This is a genomic window from Erwinia typographi, from assembly GCF_000773975.1.
Taxonomy (GTDB): Bacteria; Pseudomonadota; Gammaproteobacteria; order Enterobacterales; family Enterobacteriaceae; genus Erwinia; species Erwinia typographi.
On sequence record NZ_JRUQ01000007.1, the window covers coordinates 61,878 to 86,898 of the forward strand.

At 55.8% G+C, this 25,021-nt stretch carries 25 protein-coding genes; 11 read left to right on the plus strand and 14 right to left on the minus strand.

The features are described 5' to 3' along the window. Positions 1 to 14: 14 nt before the first annotated feature. From fadD to NG99_RS02195, 4 genes are all read right to left on the minus strand, one after another. Positions 15 to 1,697, minus strand: coding sequence for a long-chain-fatty-acid--CoA ligase FadD (gene fadD / locus NG99_RS02180; protein ID WP_157032530.1), 1,683 nt, complete (start codon positions 1,695 to 1,697; stop codon positions 15 to 17). A gap of 207 nt (positions 1,698 to 1,904) precedes the next feature. Beyond that, complete coding sequence (locus NG99_RS02185; RefSeq protein ID WP_034887940.1) at positions 1,905 to 2,501, minus strand: Slp family lipoprotein; 597 nt, start codon at positions 2,499 to 2,501, stop codon at positions 1,905 to 1,907. A 56-nt stretch (positions 2,502 to 2,557) separates the two neighbouring features. Beyond that, complete coding sequence (tsaB, locus tag NG99_RS02190; RefSeq protein WP_034887942.1) at positions 2,558 to 3,259, minus strand: tRNA (adenosine(37)-N6)-threonylcarbamoyltransferase complex dimerization subunit type 1 TsaB; 702 nt, start codon at positions 3,257 to 3,259, stop codon at positions 2,558 to 2,560. Between the two features lie 56 nt (positions 3,260 to 3,315). Then, complete coding sequence (locus NG99_RS02195; protein ID WP_034887944.1) at positions 3,316 to 5,226, minus strand: ATP-dependent DNA helicase; 1,911 nt, start codon at positions 5,224 to 5,226, stop codon at positions 3,316 to 3,318. A 136-nt stretch (positions 5,227 to 5,362) separates the two neighbouring features. On the opposite strand from NG99_RS02195, the gene NG99_RS02200 reads away from it, so the two are divergent. Beyond that, the gene (locus NG99_RS02200; protein WP_034887946.1) at positions 5,363 to 5,707 is read left to right on the plus strand and encodes a RidA family protein; all 345 of its coding nucleotides are present in this window, start codon (positions 5,363 to 5,365) and stop codon (positions 5,705 to 5,707) included. A 21-nt stretch (positions 5,708 to 5,728) separates the two neighbouring features. On the opposite strand, the gene NG99_RS02205 is transcribed toward NG99_RS02200, so the two are convergent. After that, entirely contained in the window at positions 5,729 to 6,727 is a 999-nt protein-coding gene (locus NG99_RS02205; RefSeq protein WP_034887948.1) for a hypothetical protein, read from the minus strand. Between the two features lie 27 nt (positions 6,728 to 6,754). Next, positions 6,755 to 7,003 carry a YoaH family protein gene (locus NG99_RS02210; protein WP_034887951.1) on the minus strand — a complete coding sequence of 83 codons (249 nt, stop codon included), beginning with the start codon at positions 7,001 to 7,003 and terminating at the stop codon, positions 6,755 to 6,757. A 111-nt stretch (positions 7,004 to 7,114) separates the two neighbouring features. Between NG99_RS02210 and pabB the strand changes: the two genes are divergently transcribed. The 4 genes from pabB (at position 7,115) to NG99_RS02230 (ending at position 12,575) form a co-directional block, all read left to right on the plus strand. Then, positions 7,115 to 8,479, plus strand: coding sequence for an aminodeoxychorismate synthase component 1 (gene pabB / locus NG99_RS02215; RefSeq protein WP_034887953.1), 1,365 nt, complete (start codon positions 7,115 to 7,117; stop codon positions 8,477 to 8,479). Beyond that, positions 8,472 to 9,059, plus strand: a complete 588-nt coding sequence (locus tag NG99_RS02220; protein ID WP_034887956.1) for a CoA pyrophosphatase — start codon at positions 8,472 to 8,474, stop codon at positions 9,057 to 9,059. Before pabB ends, NG99_RS02220 begins: the two co-directional genes overlap by 8 nt. Positions 9,060 to 9,388: 329 nt before the next feature. Beyond that, positions 9,389 to 10,753 carry an L-serine ammonia-lyase gene (locus NG99_RS02225; protein WP_034887958.1) on the plus strand — a complete coding sequence of 455 codons (1,365 nt, stop codon included), beginning with the start codon at positions 9,389 to 9,391 and terminating at the stop codon, positions 10,751 to 10,753. A gap of 259 nt (positions 10,754 to 11,012) precedes the next feature. Then, positions 11,013 to 12,575 (plus strand): EAL domain-containing protein, encoded by a 1,563-nt coding sequence (locus tag NG99_RS02230; protein WP_034887960.1) that lies wholly within the window; start codon positions 11,013 to 11,015, stop codon positions 12,573 to 12,575. 39 nt (positions 12,576 to 12,614) lie between these two features. Here NG99_RS02230 and NG99_RS02235 read toward each other — a convergent pair whose 3' ends face one another. After that, positions 12,615 to 14,180 carry a TerC family protein gene (locus tag NG99_RS02235; protein ID WP_034887962.1) on the minus strand — a complete coding sequence of 522 codons (1,566 nt, stop codon included), beginning with the start codon at positions 14,178 to 14,180 and terminating at the stop codon, positions 12,615 to 12,617. 536 nt (positions 14,181 to 14,716) lie between these two features. Here NG99_RS02235 and manX point away from each other — a divergent pair. The 4 genes from manX (at position 14,717) to NG99_RS02255 (ending at position 17,986) form a co-directional block, all read left to right on the plus strand. Then, on the plus strand, positions 14,717 to 15,688 hold the full coding sequence (gene manX / locus NG99_RS02240; protein ID WP_034887964.1) for a PTS mannose transporter subunit IIAB: 972 nt from the start codon (positions 14,717 to 14,719) through the stop codon (positions 15,686 to 15,688). Positions 15,689 to 15,754: 66 nt separating this feature from the next. Then, on the plus strand, positions 15,755 to 16,555 hold the full coding sequence (locus tag NG99_RS02245) for a PTS mannose/fructose/sorbose transporter subunit IIC (protein WP_034887966.1): 801 nt from the start codon (positions 15,755 to 15,757) through the stop codon (positions 16,553 to 16,555). Positions 16,556 to 16,571: 16 nt separating this feature from the next. Beyond that, the gene (locus tag NG99_RS02250; protein ID WP_034887968.1) at positions 16,572 to 17,432 is read left to right on the plus strand and encodes a PTS mannose transporter subunit IID; all 861 of its coding nucleotides are present in this window, start codon (positions 16,572 to 16,574) and stop codon (positions 17,430 to 17,432) included. A 95-nt stretch (positions 17,433 to 17,527) separates the two neighbouring features. After that, positions 17,528 to 17,986, plus strand: coding sequence for a DUF986 family protein (locus NG99_RS02255; RefSeq protein ID WP_034887971.1), 459 nt, complete (start codon positions 17,528 to 17,530; stop codon positions 17,984 to 17,986). On the opposite strand, the gene rlmA is transcribed toward NG99_RS02255, so the two are convergent. From rlmA to NG99_RS02275, 5 genes are all read right to left on the minus strand, one after another. Next, complete coding sequence (rlmA, locus tag NG99_RS02260) at positions 17,967 to 18,812, minus strand: 23S rRNA (guanine(745)-N(1))-methyltransferase (protein WP_034887974.1); 846 nt, start codon at positions 18,810 to 18,812, stop codon at positions 17,967 to 17,969. The genes NG99_RS02255 and rlmA overlap by 20 nt on opposite strands. Before the next feature lie 171 nt (positions 18,813 to 18,983). Then, on the minus strand, positions 18,984 to 19,193 hold the full coding sequence (gene cspE, locus NG99_RS02265) for a transcription antiterminator/RNA stability regulator CspE (RefSeq protein ID WP_001062678.1): 210 nt from the start codon (positions 19,191 to 19,193) through the stop codon (positions 18,984 to 18,986). A 21-nt stretch (positions 19,194 to 19,214) separates the two neighbouring features. Further along, entirely contained in the window at positions 19,215 to 19,355 is a 141-nt protein-coding gene (locus tag NG99_RS27870) for a DUF2627 domain-containing protein (protein WP_072017508.1), read from the minus strand. 534 nt (positions 19,356 to 19,889) lie between these two features. Continuing rightward, positions 19,890 to 20,894 (minus strand): MBL fold metallo-hydrolase, encoded by a 1,005-nt coding sequence (locus tag NG99_RS02270; RefSeq protein ID WP_034887982.1) that lies wholly within the window; start codon positions 20,892 to 20,894, stop codon positions 19,890 to 19,892. A gap of 24 nt (positions 20,895 to 20,918) precedes the next feature. Further along, a complete protein-coding gene (locus NG99_RS02275) occupies positions 20,919 to 21,188 on the minus strand; it encodes a YebO family protein (RefSeq protein ID WP_034888022.1) in 270 nt (89 codons plus the stop codon). Positions 21,189 to 21,435: 247 nt separating this feature from the next. Between NG99_RS02275 and NG99_RS02280 the strand changes: the two genes are divergently transcribed. Next, a complete protein-coding gene (locus tag NG99_RS02280; protein WP_034887984.1) occupies positions 21,436 to 21,672 on the plus strand; it encodes a YobH family protein in 237 nt (78 codons plus the stop codon). A gap of 35 nt (positions 21,673 to 21,707) precedes the next feature. Here NG99_RS02280 and kdgR read toward each other — a convergent pair whose 3' ends face one another. Next, positions 21,708 to 22,499, minus strand: coding sequence for a DNA-binding transcriptional regulator KdgR (kdgR, locus tag NG99_RS02285; protein WP_034887987.1), 792 nt, complete (start codon positions 22,497 to 22,499; stop codon positions 21,708 to 21,710). A gap of 194 nt (positions 22,500 to 22,693) precedes the next feature. Here kdgR and NG99_RS02290 point away from each other — a divergent pair, with 194 nt between their 5' ends. Continuing rightward, entirely contained in the window at positions 22,694 to 24,070 is a 1,377-nt protein-coding gene (locus NG99_RS02290; protein ID WP_034887989.1) for an MFS transporter, read from the plus strand. A 60-nt stretch (positions 24,071 to 24,130) separates the two neighbouring features. Here NG99_RS02290 and htpX read toward each other — a convergent pair whose 3' ends face one another. Beyond that, the gene (gene htpX, locus NG99_RS02295) at positions 24,131 to 25,012 is read right to left on the minus strand and encodes a protease HtpX (protein ID WP_034887991.1); all 882 of its coding nucleotides are present in this window, start codon (positions 25,010 to 25,012) and stop codon (positions 24,131 to 24,133) included. Positions 25,013 to 25,021 lie beyond the last annotated feature (9 nt).

Genomic DNA, 25,021 nt, shown 5'->3' on the forward strand with positions numbered 1-25,021 from the left:
AAGCATCGGCGGAATCAGCTGGCTTTGGCCGATTTTATCGCCTCATCACGCAGCTCACGGCGAAGAATTTTGCCAACGTTAGTTTTCGGTAACTCTTCGCGAAACTCAACAATTTTAGGAATTTTATAGCCGGTAAGATGCTTTTTACAGTGGGCGATTAGCTCGTCTTTAGTCAGCGAAGCGTCTTTTTTCACCACGCAGATTTTTACCACTTCTCCCACCACCTCACTGGGCACGCCGATCGCCGCCGCTTCGCGCACTTTGGGATGCAGCATCAGCACGTCTTCAATTTCATTAGGATACACGTTAAAGCCCGACACCAGAATCATGTCTTTTTTTCGGTCGACGATGCGGATAAACCCTTCGTGGTCAACGGTAACAATATCACCGCTTCTAAGCCATCCATTTTTCAACACTTCATCCGTCGCGTCAGGCCTTTGCCAGTAGCCCAGCATCACCTGCGGCCCTTTGATGCACAGTTCGCCCGGCTCACCTTCCGGCACGTCGTTGCCTTCGTCATCCACCAGCTTAATGTCGGTAGAGGGAACCGGCAATCCGATGCTGCCGCTGTGGTAGCGAATATCATAAGGGTTGACTGAAACCAGCGGTGAACATTCGGTCAGGCCATACCCTTCCAGCAGATAGTGGCCGGTCAGCTTTTCCCAGCGTTCAGCAACGGCTTTCTGCACCGCCATCCCGCCGCCGGCAGAGAGGCTGAGGCTGGAGAAGTCGAGCTTCTGGAAATCTTTATCGTTGAGCAGCGCGTTAAACAGCGTGTTAACGCCGGTAATGGCGGTAAAACGCACCTTCGACAGCTCTTTGACCAGCCCGGGAATATCTCGAGGGTTGGTGATCAGCAGATTGGCTCCGCCGAGGTCGATAAACAGCAGGCAGTTCACCGTGAGTGCAAAGATATGGTAAAGCGGCAGCGCCGTAACCACAGTTTCCTTGCCATCCTTCAGCAGCGAGCCGTAGGTAGCTTTGGTCTGTTCGAGGTTAGCCTGCATGTTGCGGTGAGTTAGCATCGCCCCTTTCGCCACGCCGGTGGTTCCACCGGTGTACTGAAGGAAGGCCAGGTCATCATTAATGATGTCCGGTCGTACATACTGCATACGGTAGCCCTGATGGAGCGCGCTGCGAAACGAGATTGCATCCGGTAAATGGTATTTCGGCACCATCCGTTTGATGTACTTCACCACAAAATTGACCAGCGTCGCCTTTGCCGGGGCCAGCTGATCGCCCAGCCGGGTGAGAATAACGTGCTTCACCTGGGTTTTGGCTACCACTTTTTCCAGCGTATGGGCGAAGTTAGAGACGATCACAATTGCGCTGGCGCCGCTGTCGTTGAGCTGGTGCTCCAGCTCACGCGGGGTATAAAGAGGATTGACGTTAACCACGATCATTCCCGCCCGCAAAATACCAAACAGCGCGATGGGGTACTGCAACAGATTCGGCATCATCAGCGCCACGCGGTCGCCTTTTTTCAGACCCAGCCCTTGCTGCAGATAGGCGGCGAACGCCCTGCTGCGCTCTTCAAGCTTACGATAGGTCATTGCCTGCCCCATATTCATGAAGGCGGGCTGATCGGCGTAGCGTTTGGCGGCCTGTTCAAAAAGATCTATCAACGAAGAGTAGCGGTCAGCACTGATCTCTGCCGGAACGTCTGCCGGATAGCGGTTTAACCAAACCTTATTCAAGGAAACACCTCGGAAAGTCGTATTCGTTGTCATGGGCTGCAACCGTCGCATGTTTTTAACATTATTTTAACTCAGCGTACCAGTTTGCTCAGTTCTCTGTTTTGAGGTTGCGAAGCCCATCACTAAATTAATTTTGTCCCAACTGGAACAATAAAAAACGACCCGAGGACAAAGAGTCACCGGGTCGTCAATAAGCATAACGTGTCACTATTCAGTCAGGATGGTTTGTACCTGAGCTGGCCCGCTGTTGTAATAGCCAAACGGCGGAGGTCCCCAGTATCCGCCACCGTGTCGACCGCGCGGCGGGCCGTACCAAATCCACGGATCGATAGGTTGGTTAGGCGAGACAATTTGCTGGGTCAGATGCCAGCGCTGGTAGCCGGTCACCTCAACGGTGACAAAATTGTAGGACGCCTGGCCAACCGTACCCTTCTCGGTGCCTTTTATCGGCCCGACAACGGTAACAATTTGGTTATTAAAATCGATCGGGTCCACGAAGCCTTTAATGTCAGCATAAATGCGCCCAATCGACGGCGTGCCTAACCGCGGCCTTGCGGTATCATCAAGGCTCTGCGCGGCGATCTCCAGCCGGGTCATGCCATCTTTATTCACCACTTTGACCACCTTGCCGCCAAAGCGCGACTCCTGACCAACGTACAGCTGCGGGGCGTTCAGCACCCGAACTAAATCCTGCTGTGGCGTAGGGGATGAACCTTTCACCGAATCCGGCACGCTGATACAGCCGGAAAGCAGCGCCGAGGCCAGTAACAGACTACCTAACTGCAACAAAACACGTTTACGCATAAAGTTCTCCAGGATACTGATTACTCAGACTGCTTCCTTGTTAAATAGTTGCTGAGTTACTCGCGACCAGGCAATTTTTTCCAGGCCACCGTGTTTCTGAGGTAGGTAGGTTCAGCCTTCTCTACCGCCACCGCGCGTCCTTCAGCCCAGGCCGTGGCCGCCAGCGGCAGCATATCTTCGGCGCAGGGCAGCTCTACCTCGGTGACCTGCAACTCAGGGCCTGCCGACTCAACCAGCTGCGGCCAGGCTTTCCAGCCGGTTCCAACCGTCGCCCACTCGCCCGTTAACGCCGCCATTCTGGCCTGAGCCGCTTCAGGCGTCAGCACCGCTTCGGTCTCTTCACCCTGCCAGCGCCCCTGCTCGTCGCGCTGATACTCCGCCCAATAAACTTCGCCCATGCGGGCATCAATGGCGGCCAGCACGCGGGTGGCGCCCCGCAAACGCCAGGCGCTCTGCGCCATCGTTTTCAGCGTAGAGACACCGACCAGCGGCAGCCCGGCGCCCAGGGCCAGTCCCTGAGCGATGCCGATACCGATACGCACGCCGGTAAAGCTGCCCGGCCCCTGACCAAATGCCAGCGCGTTCAGCTCGCTCAGCGTGATTTTTTCCTGCTGAAGCAGAGTCTGCACCATCGGCAAAATACGCTGCGTGTGCTCACGGGCACAGAGCTCAAAGTGGGCCGTGACGTTACCGTCGTTCAGCAGCGCAACTGAGCAGGCTTCCGTAGCCGTATCAATCGCTAAAATACGCGTAGACATACACACCTCTGGCGGGAAAAATTTTCGGCGCGCAGCATAGCACACTGCGCCCCGGATTACTGCGCTGACGACGGTTTAAGAAAGTCGACCGCCTGCTGAATATCGCGGGTTCTCGGCGTAGGCGGCAGGCTGTTGAGGAAAACTGCGCCATAGGGGCGCATGACCAGGCGGTTATCGCAGATCACCAGCACGCCCCGATCGTCCACGTCACGAATCAACCGGCCAACGCCCTGTTTCAGGGTAATTACCGCATCCGGCAGCTGCACTTCATCAAAAGGATCGCCGCCGCGCAGCTTGCAATCTTCCATTCGCGCCTTCAGCAACGGGTCATCGGGCGAGGTAAACGGCAGCTTGTCGATGATCACCAGCGAAAGAACATCGCCACGCACGTCGACCCCTTCCCAGAAGCTGCTGGTGGCAACCAGCAAAGCATTCCCGGCGGTAACAAACTGTTTGAGTAACTGGCCCTTGCTGGTCTCGCCTTGCAGCAGCACCGGCAGCGTCAGCATCGCGCGGAACTGTTCTGCCAGGCCACGCATCATCTGATGCGAGGTGCAGAGGAAAAAGCAGCGTCCGTTGTTCGCCTCAATCAGCGGCAGCAGCATTGTTGCCATCTGCTTTGCCCCACCCGGCTGATTTGGCGAAGGCAGGTTGCGCGGCACGCAGAGCAGCGCCTGACGGGCAAAATCAAACGGGCTGTCGAGAATCATCGTCTTCGCGCTGCTGACTCCCAGCCGATCGACGAAATGGGTCATCTTCTCGTTAACGGCCAGCGTCGCAGAGGTAAAGATCCAGCTGGCGGGACGCTCATCCATCACCTCACGGAAGCGTTCTGACACCGACAGCGGCGTCAGCGCCAGCACGAAATGACGGGAGTTGCATTCGTACCAGTAGCTGTAGCCAGGCTGAGTGATATCCTTCAGCCGCTTAAGGCGGCCCCGATACAGCGCCGCTCGCTCAAAGGCCGCATCCAACAGCGCTGAACGCCCCAGCGACATTTTAGCCACGTCGTAGCACAGCTCCAGCGCGTCATCCAGCAGCAGTAGCGCACGCTGAACGTTGGCTAGATTTAGCACCTCGCGCAGATTGCCGCGAAAACCGGGATCGCCCAGCACCAGCCGGAAATCCTGCGCGCTTTGCGCCAGGCGGTCGGCGGACTTTTGCAGTTGCTGAACGTCGCGGACTTCCGTGCGGTAGGCGATAGTGATGTCCTTCGCCAGATCGATCAGCTGCTTGCTGGAGAGCTGCTGCCCGAAATACTGGCTGGCAATATCCGGCACCTGGTGCGCTTCATCGAAGATCATCACGTCAGCCTCCGGGATCAGCTCCGCAAACCCACTCTCTTTCACCACCATATCCGCGAGAAACAGATGATGGTTAACCACCACCACATCGGCATCCATCGCTTTACGCCTGGCTTTGACCACGAAACAGTCTTTGTACTGTGGGCAGTCGCTGCCCAGGCAGTTGTCATTGGTGCTGGTGACCAGCGGCCAGAGGGTGCTGTCTTCCGCCACGCCGCCGCAGGTGCTGATATCACCATCAACGGTTTCGCTGGACCAGCCGCGCAGGTGTACCAGATCGCTCATTGCCTGCACGGCCAGCTCGCCGCCAGCCATCGACTGCTGCTCCAACCGTTCAAGGCAGAGGTAGTTAGAGCGCCCTTTTAGCAGCGCCACCTGACCTTTAAATTTTAGCGCTCTGGCTACGGTGGGAAGATCCCGGCTATAGAGCTGATCCTGTAGCGCTTTGGAACCCGTAGAGACGATCACTTTTTTACCGGAGCGCAGCGCGGGCGCGAGATAGGCATAGGTTTTACCGGTTCCCGTCCCCGCTTCAACCACCAGCTCACGCTTATTCTCAATCGCTTCGCTGACCGCCAGAGCCATCTGGCGCTGCGGTTCTCGCGGTTTAAAACCAGGGATTGCCAGCGCCAGCGCGCCATCTGCTGCAAAATCGTCTGCCACACATCCTCACTGCCGTTTTTAAAAACACTGTAATTATGTCAGTATCCGCGTCCCCACTCCACCCTTTAGGTGACAGCCAGCCCGAAACTGTGCGAGGCTACGACCCACTTTTAGCAGCGATGATGAGAGAAAGCTGATGACTATTGAACGTCTCGATCCGGAACACCGCATGTCGGAAGCGGTTATTCATAACGACACGGTGTATTACACCAGCGTACCGGAAAACCTTGATGAAGATGCTGAGGCACAGACCGCAAATGCCCTGGCAACGATCGACAGAATACTTACGCGCGTAGGATCGGATAAGAGCAAAATTCTGGATGCGACCCTTTTCCTGGTCCATAAGAAAGATTTCCAGGCGATGAATCGTGCCTGGGATGCCTGGGTTTCACCGGGCAACGCGCCGGTTCGCTGTACCGTTCAGGCAAACCTGATGAACCCGAAATATCTGGTGGAAATCAAGATAATCGCTGCGAAGTAAGGCCCTGGCAGGCGCCGCCCGTCAGGGTGTAAATAGCGCCTGTCGTCCCTCCTTCGACGGGAAAACGCAGCGCACGTCATGCGCGCAGCCCGGCACCACGGTGAGTTTGTGCGGCGTGACTGGCTTCAGCACCTCGCGCTCATATTGCTGATAGTTCAGCCCGCGATCCAGCCTGAATTCACCCTGAGCCATAGCCGCGCAGGATTTGTCCAGGATCTTCCAGTAACGGCCTGGACCTTTGCCGCGATCGTCGGCACCTTCGAGATAGTGCACGTCAGCCAAACGATAGCGTTGACGGGCTGCTGCCGCCGTCTCGTTCAGCCAGCCGGGGAGATCCTCAACGCCATATTTCCATCGGCTGGCGTTCGGGCAACCAGTGACCTTCCGCTGATCAAAATAGAGCCAGCTGCCGGGGTCGCCTGCCACGAAACGCAGGGCTACCCCCTCAGGTGGATGCGCAAAGCCAATATAGTGCTGTACAAATTGTCCACCAGCGGAAAATCCGGCCACGGTAACGTTACGTAATGCTGGCCAGCGCTGCTTCAGTGTAAGCAGCAGGTTATCCATCGCGGCAAAAGCCGTGATTCGCTGTTGGCTGTCCGGTTCGCCTCCCAACCACGAACGGCAGCTCCACAGCGCATCGCCAGCTGAGGCTGCCGGTAGCCCTGAGGAGCGGCAGCGGCTGTCACGGCTGGCAGCAACCTGAAAAAGAGGCGCTACAATTGCCGTATTGCTGGCGGCAGGTACCCCCTGCGCGGCTTCAGCGGCGGCCGCTAACGTGTTACCTACATCGCGGGGATGGCCGTGCAGCACAATTAGCGCCGAGACGATCGGCTGATGCTGTCGGGTATTCAGGGAGTAATAGTGGAAATTGCCCGCCTGAGAGGGAAGAGCAAAGCTGTTTTCACTGACGTCAGCAGGCCAGCCCTGCTCAGCCGCACGGCCCTGCTGGCTGAACGGCATCCAGCCGGCCAGCATCAAAGCCAGCGGCGTAAACAGGCCGCGGATTCTCCCGCTCACCCGTTACGCCCCGCTCCATCAGGCAATCTAGTCGTCGTAGTCGTTATCATACTGGTCTTCGTCTGGCTGATGGCCCAACTGCTGGTCCCGATCTTCATCTTCGTCTTCATCATCAAAACGCGCGGCAACCATGCCGCCGGTGTGCGTTTCGCGAATTTCTGCGGCCACCAGTTGAATTGCCTGTCCGCTGCTCATGCCTTCTGACATCAACTGCTGGATACGTTCCACTGCCTGCTGCTGCTGTTCATGCGACAGCGCCGGTAAACCTGTAATCATATGCACTCCTGTCCTCGGGCGCGGATTATTCCACGCGCAACAAACAGATGCCAGCAGAGGAAAAATATGCCAGGCTTATCGCCTGTTATTGACCCTGTCAGCTGAACCATCATGTCACCTGTTTATTATCCTCTTAAGTATACGCCTGAAGCCATTGAGAATCTGTTTGGTTTTGTTGCCCATCAACCCTGGGCGATGCTGCTGCATTCCGGCTTTGCCGATCACAGCGACAACCGCTTTGATATTATGGTGGCCGATCCGCAAACCACGCTGACAACGCAGGGCAGCGTGACCCGCATTCAGCGCGGTGACAGCGTGGAAAGCAGTGGGGAAGATCCGCTTAGCCTGCTGGAAAGGGCACTGAAGCAGAGCGGCTTAGCGGCGCAGGAACATCCAGATTTCCCCTTTCAGGGCGGCGCGCTGGGGCTGTTCGGCTACGATCTGGGTCGCCGCTTTGAGCAACTGCCCTGTCTGGCGAAGCAGGACCTGAAGACGCCGGATATGGCGGTAGGGATCTATGACTGGGCGCTGATCGCCGATCATCAGCGGCAGGCGCTAACCTTAGTGGCGCACGGTGACGGAGAAACGAGGCTGAACTGGTTGAACGCCCTGCGGCCAGCGGGTCAGCCCGTCCCTTTTCAACTGACCAGCCCCTGGCAGTCCAATATGACGCGTACAGAGTACGGTGAAAAGTTCCGCCGCGTTCAGCACTGGCTGCGCAGCGGAGACTGTTATCAAATCAACCTGTCACAGCGCTTTTCCGCCAGCTATCGCGGCGACGAGTGGCTGGCGTTCCAGCGGCTTAATCAGCAAAACCGCGCGCCGTTCAGCGCTTTTCTGCGCCTGCCCGGCAGCGCCATTCTCAGCTTGTCGCCAGAGCGTTTTCTGAAAATAGAGGGGGGCAGGATTGAAGCGCGGCCGATCAAAGGCACGCTCCCCAGGCTGAGCGATGCTGAGGCGGATCGCCTTCAGGCTATCAGACTGGCGAATTCGCCCAAGGATCGTGCTGAAAACGTAATGATTGTCGATCTGCTGCGCAATGATATCGGCCGCGTCGCCCAGCCCGGCAGCGTCGCCGTGCCGCAACTCTTCGCCGTCGAGCCCTTCCCGGCAGTCCATCATCTGGTCAGCACCATCACCGCCCGGCTCTCCTCTTCCTCAAGCGCCTGCGACCTGCTGCGGGCCTGCTTTCCCGGCGGATCTATCACCGGTGCGCCAAAAGTCAGGGCGATGGCGATCATTGATACGCTGGAACCTCACCGGCGAAATGCCTGGTGCGGCAGCATTGGCTATCTCAGCGTCTGCGGCAAAATGGATACCAGCATCACCATCCGCACGCTGACGGCGGAGCAGGGAAATCTCTATTGCACGGCGGGCGGCGGTATTGTGGCGGATAGCGACGAACAGGCCGAATATCAGGAGACGTTCGATAAGGTGCAGCGGATTCTACCCTGCCTGGAGCAGCCGGATGTCTGAGGCGCATATCACGCTGGAAGACTTTATGAGCCGCTTTGTTTTGCTGAGGCCCGATGCGCCCTCCGCTCAGCTTCCGGTTCGTCGGGCCGCCGTGCTGGTGCCCGTCGTCGATCGTCCCCGCCCTACGCTGTTGCTAACCCGCCGCGCCGCCGCGCTACGTAAGCATGCCGGCCAGGTAGCTTTTCCGGGCGGCATGATGGATGCCGACGACGGCTCGCTAATTGCCACGGCCTTGCGGGAAGCGCAGGAAGAAGTCGCCATTTCGCCCGCCAGCGTCAGAGTGGTCGGCGTGCTGCCTCCGGTCACCAGCAGCACCGGCTTTCAGGTCACGCCCGTGGTAGGAATTGTGCCGCCTTCACGAAGCTGGCATGCCAACGAAGGTGAGGTGGAGTCCATTTTTGAGATGCCGCTACAGGAAGCGCTGCGGCTGGGTCGCTACGCTCCGCTGGATATACAGCGACGCGGTGCCAGCCACCGCGTCTGGCTCTCGTGGTATGAGGACTATTTTATCTGGGGCATGACCGCCGGGATTATTCGCCAGTTAAGTCTTCAGCTGGCGAATCAGCCAGCAGGCAAGTAATACGCCGCCCAAATTCCTGTGAACCGCGCCACATTTAGCGTTTCCCACTAACTATTCCGCCATTCTTCGCGTTAAATCACTACACATTCTGCCCGAATCATTTATATTGCACCACATTAGTGCGGCAGGCGATCGCCAAAAGCAGCATCAGCCCCTTTTGCCCTAGCTGATATTGGGCAACTAAGCGCCTGATGTACCGATTGATCGCCGCCAGCCATAACTTTTCTGGATCATCGTGATTAGTTTATTTCATGCGACCATTGGTCTCAGGATAATTACAATTACAGCAGTATTTTTATCAGCCTTGCGGCTCAGTTAAGGAGCATAGTGTGATTAGCGTTTTCGACATGTTTAAAATCGGTATTGGCCCCTCCAGTTCCCACACGGTTGGACCGATGAAAGCCGGTAAACAGTTTGTCGACGATTTGGTCGCTAACGGCTTGCTGGACAGCGTAACGCGCCTTGCCGTAGACGTGTACGGCTCGCTGTCCCTGACCGGTAAAGGTCACCATACCGATATCGCTATCATTATGGGGCTTTCCGGCGCCACGCCAGAGAGCGTGGATATCGACGGCATCCCTGCCTTTATCCGCGACGTGGAAGATCGTCAGCGCCTGCTGATAGCCAACGGTCGTCACGAGGTCGACTTTCCACGCGAGGGCGGCATGGTTTTCCGCAGCGACAATTTATCGCTGCATGAAAATGGGATGCGCATTCATGCCTTCAACGGGGATACCCTTCTCTACAGCAAAACCTATTACTCGATCGGCGGCGGTTTCATCGTCGACGAAGAGCATTTCGGCCAGTCAACGCTGAATAGCGTCACCGTCCCTTACCCGTTCAACTCAGCCAGAGAGATGCTGACGCACTGCCATCAGCAGGGCCTTTCGCTCTCCGGCATGGTAATGAAAAACGAGCTGGCGCTGCATAGCCGTGCCGAGATCGAAAGCTACTTCGGCGACGTCTGGCAAAGTATGCGGGAGTGCATCGACCGCGGGCTAAATACCGAAGGCGTGTTGCCGGGACCGCTACGGGTGCCGCGCCGCGCTTCCGCACTACGCCGCCTGCTGGTTTCATCAGGCAAGCTTTCCAGCGACCCAATGATCGTCATTGACTGGGTCAATATGTTTGCTCTGGCGGTCAATGAAGAGAACGCGGCAGGGGGACGAGTGGTCACCGCCCCCACTAACGGCGCCTGCGGCATTGTCCCGGCGGTGCTGGCCTACTATGATCATTTCATTGAGCCGGTCGGCCCGGACATCTTTCTTCGCTATTTCCTGACGGCTGGCGCGGTCGGCATTCTGTATAAAATGAACGCCTCTATCTCCGGTGCGGAGGTTGGCTGTCAGGGCGAAGTGGGCGTAGCCTGCTCAATGGCGGCGGCGGGCCTGGCCGAGCTGCTGGGTGCCAGCCCGGAACAGGTTTGCGTGGCGGCTGAAATTGGTATGGAGCACAACCTCGGCCTCACCTGCGATCCGGTTGCCGGTCAGGTGCAGGTTCCCTGTATTGAACGTAATGCAATTGGCGCGGTTAAAGCGATCAACTCGGCGCGGATGGCGATGCGGCGCACCAGCGAGGCCAGGGTGTCACTGGATAAGGTGATTGAAACGATGTACGAAACGGGTAAGGACATGAATGCCAAATACCGGGAAACCTCGCGTGGGGGCCTGGCTATCAAGGTTCAGTGTGACTGATACCGGCTTTGTCTTGCGCTCTGATTGCAGACGCTGCCCGTACGGCAGCGTAAACTGTTGCCCGGTTAAATTTTTTTTTACTGCCCCTTCTATCTCCTCTGGCAGGAAACCGCTAGAGTGTGGTTGCAAACAATGCAGGATAAGTGACTGTTTTACTTAATTCTGCTTTTCTCTTCAGCAAGACTAAACTTAATTTTCATTTTGCCGATAACACTTATTCGGTCTCTGTGTATGCGTCTTGATCTAAGGGTGGTTACTGATGCAAATGTCCCAGGAGGTTTTAGGACAGTTTCGCCGCAAGCGGTTGTTAATCGCTGTGGTCGTTTCCGCGTTGGTGCTCATTCTTACGTTAGCCTTCCGCTTTATGGAAGAGAAAGGCCGGATTGAGCAGCAGTCGCGAACCTTTGCCGATAACGCTATTCAGCGGTTCGATCGGCTGTTCTCACCGCTGGACGTGGCGGCCAGCAATACGCTCGGTCTGGTTGGCCTGCCCTGCGAGCAGGTTCGTTTTCCGCTGATTGAAAAGCTGGCTTCACTGCAAACGGTACGATCCATCGTGCTGGTCGACAACGATAGCATGTATTGCTCCAGCATCTTTGGCGCAGGCGACAGGCAGTTCAGCGCCATCTATCCGGAGCTGGCGATCAATAATCAGCGCATGATGCTCAGTACCGATCAATATCTGCTCAAGGGCTCGCCGATTCTGCTGCTGTGGACGCCGCACGATAACGCCAACCGCTCTGGCATCCTGCAAACCATCAATATTGAGATGATGAGTAACTACCTGCTTGAGCCAACGCTACCGTGGGTGGAACGCGCCGTATTCAATGTTGGCGGGAAAAGTCTTGAGTACGGCAATCCGATGATTGAGGAAGCTTTCCCTTCCGATGATGAAGTGAGCTACGAGAAAGCGTCGCTGCGCTATCCGTTTACCATCACCCTGTTTGGCCCTTCACCGTCCCGTCTGGCGCTATCAACGCTGCCGTCTCAACTGCCGCTGGCGCTGCTACTTAGCCTGCTGATGGCCTATATCGTCTGGCTGGCGACGGCAAACCGCATGAGCCTTTCCTGGCAGATCAGCTACGGCATTACCGCCCGCGAGTTTATGGTTTACTGCCAGCCGCTCATTAATTCAAAGACCGGCGATTGTAACGGTATTGAGCTACTGCTGCGCTGGCACAATCCACGTCAGGGCTGGATACCGCCGGACGTTTTTATTCCTCTGGCCGAGCGGCAGAACCTGATTGCTCCCCTGACCCGTTTCGTACTGCGCGAGGTCGTTCGCCAACTGCCGCAGATGCCAGCTTGCCCGTCGTTCCATATTGCGATCAACGTAGCGGCCAGCCACTTCCACAATCGCGAAATCATTGATGATCTACAGCGCCTGTGGTGGCCAGCCAACCCGGTGCCGCAGTTGGTTGTTGAGCTGACCGAGAGAGATTCCCTGCCGGAGGTCGATCAGCGGGTTGTGACGCATCTGCATAAGATTGGCGTCAAGCTGGCGATTGATGACTTCGGCACCGGACACAGCTCGCTTTCGTATCTGAAAACGTTAAGCCCCGACGTGCTGAAAATTGACAAGGTATTTACCGCCTCGATCGGCACGGATGCCATTAACGCAACGGTTACCGATATGGTTATTTCGCTTGCTCAGCGTCTGAATATCGGCCTAGTGGCGGAAGGCGTTGAAACGGCGGAACAGGCGGTTTATCTGCGGGAAAAAGGCGTGGATGTGCTACAGGGTTATTTCTACGCGCGTCCAATGCCGCTGAGCGACTTTCCGAAGTGGCTCAGCGAACATAAATTGACGCTGGCAATCTGATCGGAAAAATCAGGGGGAATCTCTTCCCCCTTCTGACTGTTACGCTTCTTCGTCCTCTTCATGACGCTCACGCGCACGAGTCACCCGGACCAGGTCGACGCGGTAATCCGTCGCTTCGATAATCTGGAAGGTAACCGGAGGCAGTTCAATCACCTCGCCTGCAACCGGCAACTGGCCCTTCTGCGCAATCAGCAGGCCAGCCAGCGAGGCGTGGTCATCGTCTGGGTTCACCAACACCTGGGTATCCAGCAACTGTTGCAGTGAGTGAAGATCCGTTCCGCCTTTGACCAGCCAGCCGTCTCCGTCGGCGATGATGTCAGGCGTTTCGTCTTCGTCAGGGAATTCACCCGCAATAGCTTCCAGCACGTCCAGCGGCGTGATCAGCCCCTGCACCACGCCAAACTCGCTGGTCACCACCACGAAGCTGCCCTTCGCCCGGCGCAGCACGCCAAGCAGGTTAATGGGGTCGAGCGTTTCCGGTACGATAATCGGCGGAGACGCGGCGGCAAAGGTGGCGACGTCAATGCCGTGATCCAGCGCAACCAGCAACTCTTTTGCCCGCACCACGCCAATAATCTCGTCCAGCTCTCCGCGACAGACTGGGAACAGGCTGTGCGGCGTGTCCAGCAGCTGAATACGCACTTCATCCAGCGAGCGCTCGGCGTCAACCCATGAGATTTCACCGCGAGGCGTCATAATACTGCGAACGGAGCGGGACGCCAGCGTCAGCACGCCGTTGATCATGTAGCGCTCTTCATCTTTAAAAGCTTCCTGCGGCAGGATCGCCGCCACTTCGCTGCTTTCGCTGCTGCTGCTCTCCTGGCTGCGACGGCCGCCCATCAGACGAAGAATGGCCTCGGCGGTGCGCTCACGCATCGGCCGTCTCGCCTGATGGCGCATAAAATTGACCCGCGCGATCTGGTTGAACAACTCAATCAGAATGGAGAAGCCAATCGCGGCATACAGATAGCCTTTCGGGATGTGGAAACCAAAACCTTCGGCGACCAGGCTTAAACCAATCATCAGCAGGAAGCTAAGGCACAGCACCACCACGGTAGGATGCGCATTGACAAAATTAGTCAGCGGTTTCGAGGCCAGCAGCATAATGCCCATCGCAATGACCACCGCAGTCATCATAATGGCAAGGTTATTTACCATCCCGACGGCGGTAATCACCGCATCCAGCGAGAAGACGGCATCGAGGATAACAATCTGCACCACTACCGCCCAGAAGCTGGCGTAGCCTCTACTGCCGTCACCCCCATGCTCGCGGTTTTCCAGCCGTTCGTGCAGCTCCATCGTCGCCTTGAACAGCAGGAACAATCCGCCCACCAGCAGGATCAAATCCCGCCCGGAAAAGCTGAAGTCGCCTACACTGAACAGCGGACGGGTTAACGTTACCATCCACGAGATCAGCGAAAGCAGGCCCAGCCGCATAATCAGCGCCAGCGACAGGCCTATTAACCTTGCCTTGTCGCGCTGCTTTGGCGGCAGCTTGTCGGCCAGAATGGCGATAAAGACCAGGTTATCAATACCCAGTACGATTTCGAGCACGACCAGCGTCAGCAGACCGGCCCAGATTGAGGGGTCTAAAAGAAATTCCATTACAGACTCCGAAAAAAGGATCGGCAAAGCACAGCAGGCGTTCGTAAGAACACGATGCGGTCAGTGGCGCAGAGGGGGTAAAGGGTGTCGTCCGGGGACGAAATAAAGCTGGCCGGATGACCAGATGGCAAGGTAAAGCGACGTCGGTGACAGTCCATAGGGAGGGCTGAAGCCGGTACTCCTGTGTTAAAAAAGGATCTCTACTCTAAACAGGCCCCCGGTCTGCGTCAAAATATTTAATTACATTTACAGAATGCGGCCACTTTTCATGCTGCTCTTTTGAGCGATAGCGCTTAAGAGGTGAAACTGGCGTCTAAATAGCTGAGCACGGTCACATAATTTATTTTTTCGCGTACTAAAATAAATCCCGTCTTAAGGTTTGGATCAGAGACAACTCTGGTGCAGCAATTAAGAGTGTTACTGGTTCAGAAAAATAACAGCACGTTCAATCCAGGCTGGGGGAAATCTTCAGCTGGATACTCGTACGGCTCGCCTGCTTTTGTGGGCCGCTGAATATTGGATAAGGAGGGTAGCAAGTGACTATTGCTATTGTGATCGGCACGCACGGCTGGGCCGCAGAGCAGCTGATAAAAACAGCTGAAATGCTCCTTGGGGAACAGCAAAACGTCGGGTGGATTGATTTCGTACCCGGCGAAAATGCGGAAACCCTGATCGAGAAATATCAGGCGCGACTGACCGATTTGGATACCAGTAAAGGCGTACTTTTTCTGGTAGATACCTGGGGAGGCAGCCCGTTTAATGCCGCCAGCCGCATCGTTGTGGACAAGGAAAATTACGAGGTAATAGCCGGGGTCAACATTCCCATGCTGGTGGAAGTCTTTATGGCTCGCGACGATGACCCAGGCTTTGACGAACTGGTGGCCGTGGCCGTCGAGACCGGTCGTGAAGGCGTCAGGGCGTTAAAAGCCAAAGAACCTGAGCCCGCCCCTGCCCCCGTCGCCGCCGCAGCACCGAAAGCCGCACCCGTTCCGCAAAAGGCGATGGGACCCAACGATTACATGAAGATCGCCCTGGCAAGGATCGATGACCGTCTGATTCATGGTCAGGTTGCAACGCGCTGGACGAAAGAGACCAACGTCACGCGTATCATTGTGGTCAGCGATGAAGTGGCGGCCGACAACGTGCGTAAAACGCTGCTGACCCAGGTTGCTCCTCCAGGCGTTACCGCTCACGTCGTCGATATCGCAAAAATGATCCGCGTGTGGAATAACCCACAGTACGCTGGCGAACGCGTGATGCTGCTGTTTACCAACCCAACGGATGTAGAACGACTGGTGGAAGCCGGGGTAAAAATCCCGAGTGTCAATATTGGGGGAATGGCGTTCCGTCAGGGCAAAACCCAGGTCAACAATGCTGTTTCAGTTGATGAAAAAGATATTGCAGCCTTCAGGAAGCTAAATGAACAGGGTATTGAGCTGGAAGTCCGTAAAGTCTCCAGCGATCAACGCCTGAAAATGATGGACCTGATTGCCAAAGTGGCTCAGTAAGCTGCATTTATTATTGCCTGATCGTTCAGGTTTAACTCAGTTCACGAATGTCAGAGGAGAAGTGCAATGGAGATTACCACTCTTCAAATTGTGCTGATATTTATTGTTGCCTGTATTGCAGGTATGGGATCTATTCTCGATGAATTTCAGTTTCACCGTCCGCTGGTGGCTTGTACCTTAATTGGTGCCGTTTTAGGCGATATGAAAACCGGTATTATTATCGGGGGTACGCTGGAAATGATCGCCCTGGGCTGGATGAACATCGGCGCCGCCGTGGCCCCGGATGCCGCCCTTGCCTCTATTATTTCCACCATCCTGGTTATCGCCGGTGGTCAAAGCGTGGGTGCCGGTATAGCGCTGGCCATTCCGCTGGCGGCTGCAGGTCAGGTACTGACGATCATCGTACGTACCATCACCGTTGCATTCCAGCACGCGGCAGATAAGGCAGCCGAAAAAGGCAACCTGTCGGCCATCTCGTGGATCCACGTCTCGGCTCTGGTTTTGCAGGCAATGCGTATTGCTATCCCTGCGGTCATCGTAGCGGTCTCCGTCGGAACCAGCGTAGTGCAGGGAATGCTCGAATCCATCCCTGAAGTGGTGACCAACGGCCTGAACATCGCCGGCGGTATGATCGTGGTGGTAGGTTACGCAATGGTCATCAATATGATGCGTGCGGGCTACCTGATGCCTTTCTTCTACCTCGGTTTCGTTACCGCGGCCTTCACCAACTTTAACCTGGTTGCGCTGGGTGTGATTGGTGTGGTGATGGCGGTGCTGTATATCCAGCTGGCGCCGAAGTATAACCGCGTGGCGGGTGCACAGGCCTCCGGCCCTGCGCACAACGACCTTGATAACGAATTAGATTAGGGAAAGGGTGAGAAAAATGGTTGATACCGCTACTACCACAACATCTGCCGTGCAGAAAAAGCTGACTCCGGGTGACGTGCGCGGCGTATTCCTGCGTTCTAACCTGTTTCAGGGTTCCTGGAACTTTGAACGTATGCAGGCGCTGGGCTTCTGCTACTCAATGGTGCCGGTGATCCGTCGCCTTTATCCAGACAACAACGATGCGCGTAAGCAGGCGATTAAGCGTCACCTGGAGTTCTTTAACACTCACCCTTACGTGGCCTCTCCCGTGCTTGGCGTGACCATGGCAATGGAAGAGCAGCGTGCCAACGGCGCACCTATCGATGATGCTGCGATTAACGGCATCAAGGTGGGGCTGATGGGACCGCTGGCTGGCGTGGGCGACCCGATTTTCTGGGGTACCGTCCGTCCGGTATTTGCCGCGCTGGGCGCTGGGATTGCCATGAGCGGGAGCCTTCTCGGTCCGCTGCTGTTCTTCGTGCTGTTTAACCTGGTGCGTTTACTGGTTCGCTACTATGGCGTGGCGTATGGCTACCGCAAGGGCGTCGATATCGTTAGCGACATGGGCGGCGGCTTCCTGCAAAAACTGACCGAGGGGGCGTCCATTCTCGGCCTCTTTGTCATGGGGGCGCTGGTCAACAAGTGGACGCATGTTAACGTTCCGCTGGTAGTCTCGCGCATTACCGATCAGACAGGAAAGACCACGGTCACCACCGTGCAGTCAATCCTCGATCAGCTAATGCCCGGCTTAATCCCTCTGCTGCTAACCTTTGGCTGTATGTGGCTGCTACGCCGCAAGGTTAACGCACTGTGGATTATCATTGGCTTCTTCGTGATTGGGATCTTCGGCTACTGGATTGGGCTGTTAGGTCTGTAAGCCTGCTGGCCGGAGGCAACTCCGGCCTTATCAAAGACCAGCCGCTATCGCTTATAACTGAACGATAGCGGCTGTTTTTTTCAGGGGAAGTAAAGATGTCACTAACTGATTACGTCATCGTGCTGTTTATCGCGCTATTTCTGGCCTATGCGATCTACGATGAGCTGATAATGACGCGGCTGAAAGGCCCGACCCGGCTGAAGGTGCTGTTGAAGCGCCGTAACAAGCTGGACAGCCTGATCTTCGTTGGGCTGATCGCCATACTGATCTACCAGAACGTCAACAACCAGGGGCCCAGAATCACCACCACGCTGCTGATGGCGCTGGCCTTTCTGTCGGTCTATCTGTTCTGGATCCGCCTGCCTAAGCTGCTGTTCAAGCCCGAAGGCTTTTACTACGCCAATATTTTTATCGACTACCGACGGATCAAAAATATGAATCTGTCCGAAGACGGGATTCTGGTGATCGAGCTGGAAAACCGACGCCTGCTGATCCACGTAAGAAAGCTGGATGACCTGGAAAGCATCTATCAGTTTATGGTGCAGCAGCCGTAACGCCCTGCGTCGCGTTGCGCTGCCAAAGCCGCAGCGTGAAGTCAGTTTCACAATCAAACGCCGTAGTGGTCGCCAGCACGCCCCACACTTCCGGGCGGGCGCGCCAGGCAAACGGCGTCATTTGCAGCAGCGCGGCTGACTCCTCGCTGTTCAGTCGCAATGGGTAGTTCAGCGAGTGCTGTTCGACCAGTTCAAACCCCGCCATCTCTTCCGGCGTCTCATCGTGCAGCTTCACGTCCTGATAGATCAGCGCCTTAAACTGGATCAGATGGCGCGGTCCCGGCGTGACGGTCAGCACATAACCCCGCTCCTTCACCACCCGCGCCAGCTCTTCCGCTTTGCATGGGGCATATATGCGTAGAACGGCGTCAAACTGCCCCGCGGCAAACGGCAGACGATGGCTTGAAGCCACACAAAACTCAACGTTGTGGTAGCGCTTAGCGCCGAACCGCACGGCCACCTTCGAGACGTCCAGCCCGTGAACCGCTGTCTCTCCCCTCGCCTGTAGCCGGTTAGCTACGGCGTGCGTGTAATAGCCCTCGCCACAGCCGATATCCAATACGCCCGAGGCCGTCGCTGGCAGGATGCGCTCAAAGATCTCACAGACTTTTTGCTGAAGCGGCTGATAGTGTCCGGCATCAAGAAACTCGCGGCGGGCCAGCATCATATCGGCGCTGTCTCCCGGTTGCTTTGAGCGCTTGTGCTGGACCGGCAGAAGATTGACGTAGCCCTCTTTAGCCCGGTCGAACTGGTGCCGGTTTGCGCAGCGCCAGACGGCGGCTTCGGGCAGCAGGGGCTGATGGCAAAGGGGGCAAAGGTAAGACATAGCAACTCTCCATAAACGGTTCGGGCGGCAGTTTACCGGAAAGCCTCGTGTAGCGGCAGACCTTATTGCTTTTGCCATAGAAAAAGCCCCGCCATTACTGACGGGGCTTTAACATTCAGATTCTTGCCTGGACTGCTCGCCGCGCGGGCAATAGCAGGCGCAGATCGAAAATTAGATAGCGGTGACGTTCACTGCAGCAGGGCCTTTCTGGCCGTCCTGGATTTCGAACTCAACGTTCTGGCCTTCAGCCAGAGTTTTGAAACCATTACCCTGGATTGCAGAGAAGTGTACGAAGACATCTTTGCTGCCGTCTGCTGGGGTGATGAAACCAAAACCTTTAGACTCGTTGAACCACTTAACCTGACCTTTAATCTTTGCCATTTTGCAAATTCCTTAGAGAGTTTATTCGCCCGAGGGCTTTACTTTACGTACTGAAAAACCAGAGACATTACTGCATGAGGCACGATATAAAGGCTCGGCAAGGAAGCGGTATTCAACGTCAACGTCTTTACTCAAAACTTCTTTACTGAAGATGCCATACATAAACAGAATTGTACCTCGTTTGACCCTAAAGCGTTATCACATATTCGTTAATTAATGGCAAGTCATTTTTAAACGGTGATAGAGATGACGCACAGAATTGAAACATTCGCGGCACATATTGCACATTACATACGGAGGAGTGAAACGGTAGCCGGGAAAGCTAACGTTACCCAACCTTATTCACGCTCAAAACATGAGGCTATCATAGCCTGCCGCCGTGCTTAAGTCTATTGCTTGTGCGGGCATATCGGTCAGTATGACCTGAATTTATTGCACAATTATGGCATAGCTTACGCAAAAAAAATCCTTTAAGCGTTTAACCGGCGGCATTAAGCGCAAAGCATCCTGGGGCTCAAAAAGAAGCGCCTGGTACACTTTTAATTTAAATTGCACCAAAATCAGGAAACTGAAATACCCCCTGCCCCATTTAAAAGCACCGGCATCATCTATTAATTCCCGGACGTACCCTCAGTCCATTTACATTATTTGACTGTGCTCTCATTTTCGCCATATGTTAAATTAATTCTTTTAAGATTAATCCTGGTTGATATTATTCAGCGCCTTTTTCGAGCCTATTCGGCAGGCCTGGAAGCGGCTTTCGTCCAATCCTGCTGCCCGCATTGCTTCTGACAGCACATTCGGCGGTTCGTCCAGTGATTCATCAGCCAGTTCAAACACCCCCCAATGGATCGGAATGCTGTGCGGTTCCCCCAGAGCCAGATGCAGCGAAACGGCCTGCTCCGGGTCCATATGCTGCGCGCGCATGAACCATTTTGGTGCATAGGCGCCCACTGGCAACGCCGCAAGATTAAAAGGGCCCAGCCTGCGTGGGATCTCCAGTAAATTTTCCGTATAGCCGCTGTCGCCGGTAAACCAGAAGCTCAGACCCGGCGCCTTAATTACCCAGCCACACCACAGCGAACGATTACGGTCACGCAGGCTTCTCATGCTCCAGTGACGGGCTGGAACGGCGTGTAATGCCATTCCCCCCACCTCTTTGCTTTCCCACCAGTCCAGCTGCGTGACGCGCTTTGCGCCCAGCTTTCTGAACCACGGCTCAAGACCAAGCGGCACGACAAACTCCACCTGCGGGAAGCGCTGGAGAATTTTTTTAATCGAGGGTCGATCCAGATGGTCGTAGTGGCTGTGCGAAATTAGCACACAGTCAAGCGACGGCAGTTCAGCGATCTCCAGAGCTACAGGCGTTTTGCGCTGTGGGCCAAAGAAGCTAAACGGCGAAGCCCGCTTCGACAGCGCAGGATCGATCAGGGTGTATTTTCCCGCCAGCCTTAGCAGCAGACAGGCATGACCCAGCCACCAGACGGCATCGTCCTCGCCGGCCAGATCGGCCCGCTGCCACCACTCGGCGATAAAATTGTCATAACCCGCGGCGGGAGGAAAAGGTAACCCAGCCGCCTTGCGTTCTTTCCGCCAGCGTTGCAGATCGCCATTCTGGCGAAGCTCCGCTTCGGGATTACGGAAACCTTCAGGCGTATGGTGCGCCTTGCTGGGGTCGTACCAGGGATTTTGCCAGGCCATTGCCAAACATCCTTGAGTGAGAAATTAACGTTCCGGGATCAGGTGGGTGAAATCTTTATTCTCCGGTTCACTGGCGTCAGCTTTTTCTTTGCCTGCTACCGAGTCCGTCAGGCGACGCAATAGCGCATTTTGCCGCTTTTGTTCTTCCAGCAGAGCCTCCAGTAGCTGCACCTGCTGACTGGCCTTTACGCTGGCGCGATTGACAAAGAACCAGGCTATCAAGCCAGCAATCACCAGCGCTACCGTAAATCCCATTGACGCAAAGCCCATCGCGCCATTTGCTATCTCGTTCATAAATGCCTCAAAAGTGCCGACGTTCACTGCAATACTGACTGCTGCAGACCTCACAGGATTCTACCAGGTCGGACGCGAATTGATAGCCAGCTCACATAAATTTAAGAACCTTCGCGCAGGCGAATCTCCCGACGTTGTGTATCCTCAAGGCTAAATGCGTACACCATCACATCTTGCTGCTATGATTAGCGCTGGCAGCGAAGTGGAAACGCCAGGATTGCTGTCTGATAAACGATAAGGGGAATACATGAGATTTTTAGTTCGCATTATTGGGCTACTGGTGATCATCTGGCTTGCGCTGCTGGTGACCGGATATGGGGTGCTGGCAGGAAGCTCGAAAAACGTGGCTGGACTGGGCTTGCAGTGCCAGTACATGACGGCTCGAGGCATGGTGACCGCCCAGTATCTGCATACTGACAGCGGGGTTGTCGGCGTGACCGACTGCCCGCTGCTGAAGAAAAGTACTGAAGTGGTCGACAACTGAGTCAGCCAGGGCCAGAGAAATTCTGGCCCTGGGTCTTAAAACGGGTAGCTATGATAACCCATCTGTTCGGAAATAATTTTCGCCGCATGGTGCAGCAGCGATACATAGTGACTTTTCTCTTCCTCAGAAAAACGAATCGTCGGGAACGAAAGACTTAACCCGGCGATAACCACGCCAAAGCGGTCAAATACCGGCACCGCGATACAGCGCAGCCCTTCTTCCTGCTCCTCATTATCTTCGCCGTACCCCTGAGCCCTGACCTTGTCCAGCACCGGCAATAGCTCTTCCGTGCTGCCGACGGTTCTCGGCGTGCTGCGACAATACGACACTTCGGCCATAATCTCTTTGACCTCCGCAACATCGCGCCAGGCCAGCAATACTTTGCCGATAGCGGTACTGTAAAGCGGATTGCGTCGCCCTATCCGCGAATACATACGCAAATTATAGAGCGAGTCCACTTTGTGAATGTAAACGATGCTGTCCTCTTCCAGCGCGCCAAGGTGAATCGTCTCTTTGGTCTGGCGAGAGATTTCCCGCATTTGAATGTCGGCACTGCGGATCAGGTCAACGTTTTGCAGGGCTTTAGCACCCAGCTCAAACAGCTTTAGCGTCAGCGTGTATTTTTCCGAATCGCCTTCCTGATCGACATAGCCCAGGGTTTTCATCGTCTGCAAAAACCGGTATACGGTGCTTTTTGACATCATCACGCGCTGTGACAGCTCGGTGATACCGTGTTCGCGCTCTTCACCAAGCGCCTGCAGGATGCCAAATACCTTCAGCACCGAAGAGACCGAATCCGGCTGTTTATCCACTTCGCCATTCGCCATGACAGGACCTTTTTATTGTTTTATAAAAAATGGAACAGTATTTCTAGTATACGTATTGCAGGCGCAACGGCGCAACGATCGGCGGAAATTTCGCCCTGACATATCTGCTGATAGTTTTCGCTGCCTAACCACCTGGAATAGTTTGCGAAAAATCATTAGCATAATGATATTCACTCTCCTGACTACTTTGGTCTATGCCACAAACATCTCAATCAGACGGATTACCCGTCCCACAGCGTTACGGCGCCATTCTCGCCATTGCGCTTGGCATTACCGTTGCCGTCCTTGACGGCGCTATCGCCAATGTTGCCCTGCCGACCATCGCCAGAGAGCTGCATGCCAGCCCGGCAGAGTCGATCTGGATAGTGAACGCCTATCAGCTGGCGATTATCGTTTCGCTGCTGTCGCTGTCATTCCTCGGCGATATTCTCGGCTATCGCCGCATCTATCAGGCTGGCCTGGTCCTCTTTGCCTGTACGTCGCTGTTGTGCGCCCTGTCGACCTCGCTGGAAATGCTGACTTTTGCCCGCGTGCTGCAAGGCTTTGGCGGCGCAGCCCTGATGAGCGTCAATACCGCGCTGATCAGGATCATCTACCCGCAGCGCTTTCTCGGTCGCGGCATGGGCATTAACTCGCTGATTGTCGCCGTTTCCACGGCGGCTGGGCCGACCGTCGCCGCGGCGGTACTGTCGGTAGCCTCGTGGAAATGGCTGTTTCTGATTAACGTTCCGGTTTGCCTGGCCGCACTTTATCTGGCTTTGCGCTTCTTACCGGATAATACGCAGAAGACGCAGGAGCAGCGCTTCGACATCCCCAGCGCCATCATGAACGCGCTAACCTTCGGCCTGATGATCTCCGCGCTAAGCGGTTTCTCTCAGGGACAAAGCGGCAAGCTGGTGCTGGCCGAGCTGGTCGCGCTGGTGATTGTTGGTTTCCTGTTTATCCGCCGCCAGCTGAAGATGCCTGTCCCGCTGCTGCCCGTTGACCTGCTACGCATCCCCATTTTCTCTCTCTCGCTGGGCACATCCGTCTGCTCTTTCTGCGCACAGATGCTGGCGATGGTCTCGCTGCCCTTCTTCCTGCAAACGGTGCTGCACCGTGGCGAAGTGGCAACTGGCCTGCTGCTGACGCCGTGGCCGCTGGCAACGATGGTTATGGCCCCGATTGCCGGGCGACTGATTGAACGCTACCACTCCGGGCTGCTGGGCGCGATAGGTCTGGCAATGTTCGCCACCGGCCTCTACTCCCTCGCGCTGCTGCCTGACTCACCTACCGACCTGAATATCATCTGGCGCATGGCGCTTTGCGGCGCGGGTTTTGGCCTGTTCCAGTCGCCGAATAACCATACCATCATCTCTTCAGCCCCACGCCATCGCAGCGGCGGGGCCAGCGGGATGCTCGGTACCTCACGCCTGTTGGGGCAGTCCAGCGGCGCGGCGCTGGTCGCCCTGATGTTCAACCTGTTCGGCGAGCACGGCACCCACGCTTCGCTGCTGCTGGCCGGTAGTTTCTCCACGCTCGCGGCCGTGGTCAGCGCCCTGCGCATTACTCAGCCCAAAGCGGCAGCCTGAACAAACGTCAGGCATAAAAAAACCGGGCGTCTGCCCGGTTTTGCTTTTATCAGCCCAGCGTTATTTCAGATACTGCCCGCTGCGCAGCGCTTCAATGCGCTTATCTAACGGCGGGTGAGACATGAACAGTTCGCTCAGCGACTTTGATTTGCCGTTAATACAGAAAGCCATCATGGTGCTGGCCTCCTGCGGTTCATAGCTGGTTTTCAGACGTTGCAGAGCGGCGATCATTTTCTCGCGCCCAACCAGCCTGGCCGATCCCGCATCCGCATGAAACTCGCGATGACGGGAGAACCACATAGTGATAATGCTCGCCACGATGCCAAATACCAGCTCCAGCACCATCGACACCGCGAAATAGACCAGCGGGTTGCCGTTGTTGCCTTCACCCTCATCCCTGTTGCCAGACAGGAAGCCAGCGGCTATCTGCGCCAGAATGCGCGAGATAAAGATCACAAAGGTGTTCACAACCCCCTGAATCAGGGTCATGGTGACCATGTCACCGTTAGCAATATGGCTGATTTCATGGGCCAGCACCGCTTCAGCTTCGTCACGGCTCATGTTCTGCAACAGACCGGTCGAAACCGCCACCAGCGACGCGTCGCGGCGTGCGCCGGTTGCAAAGGCGTTAATGTCCGGCGCGTGGTAGATGGCCACCTGCGGCGTCTTGATACCCGCCTGCTGGGACTGCTGGATAATGGTCTGCATCAGCCACCGCTCGGTTTCGTTTCGAGGCTGTTCAATCACCTCACCGCCGACGGAGCGCAGCGCCATCCACTTTGACATCAGCAGTGAAACAAACGCACCGCCGAAGCCAAACAGACCCGCCATAATCATCAGGCCCTGTACACTGCTTGACTGGATCCCTGTCAGGCTGAGAATCAGCCCGAAGACCAACATCACTCCCAGGTTGGTCAGCAGGAAAAGCGCAATACGCATCATAAAATTTCT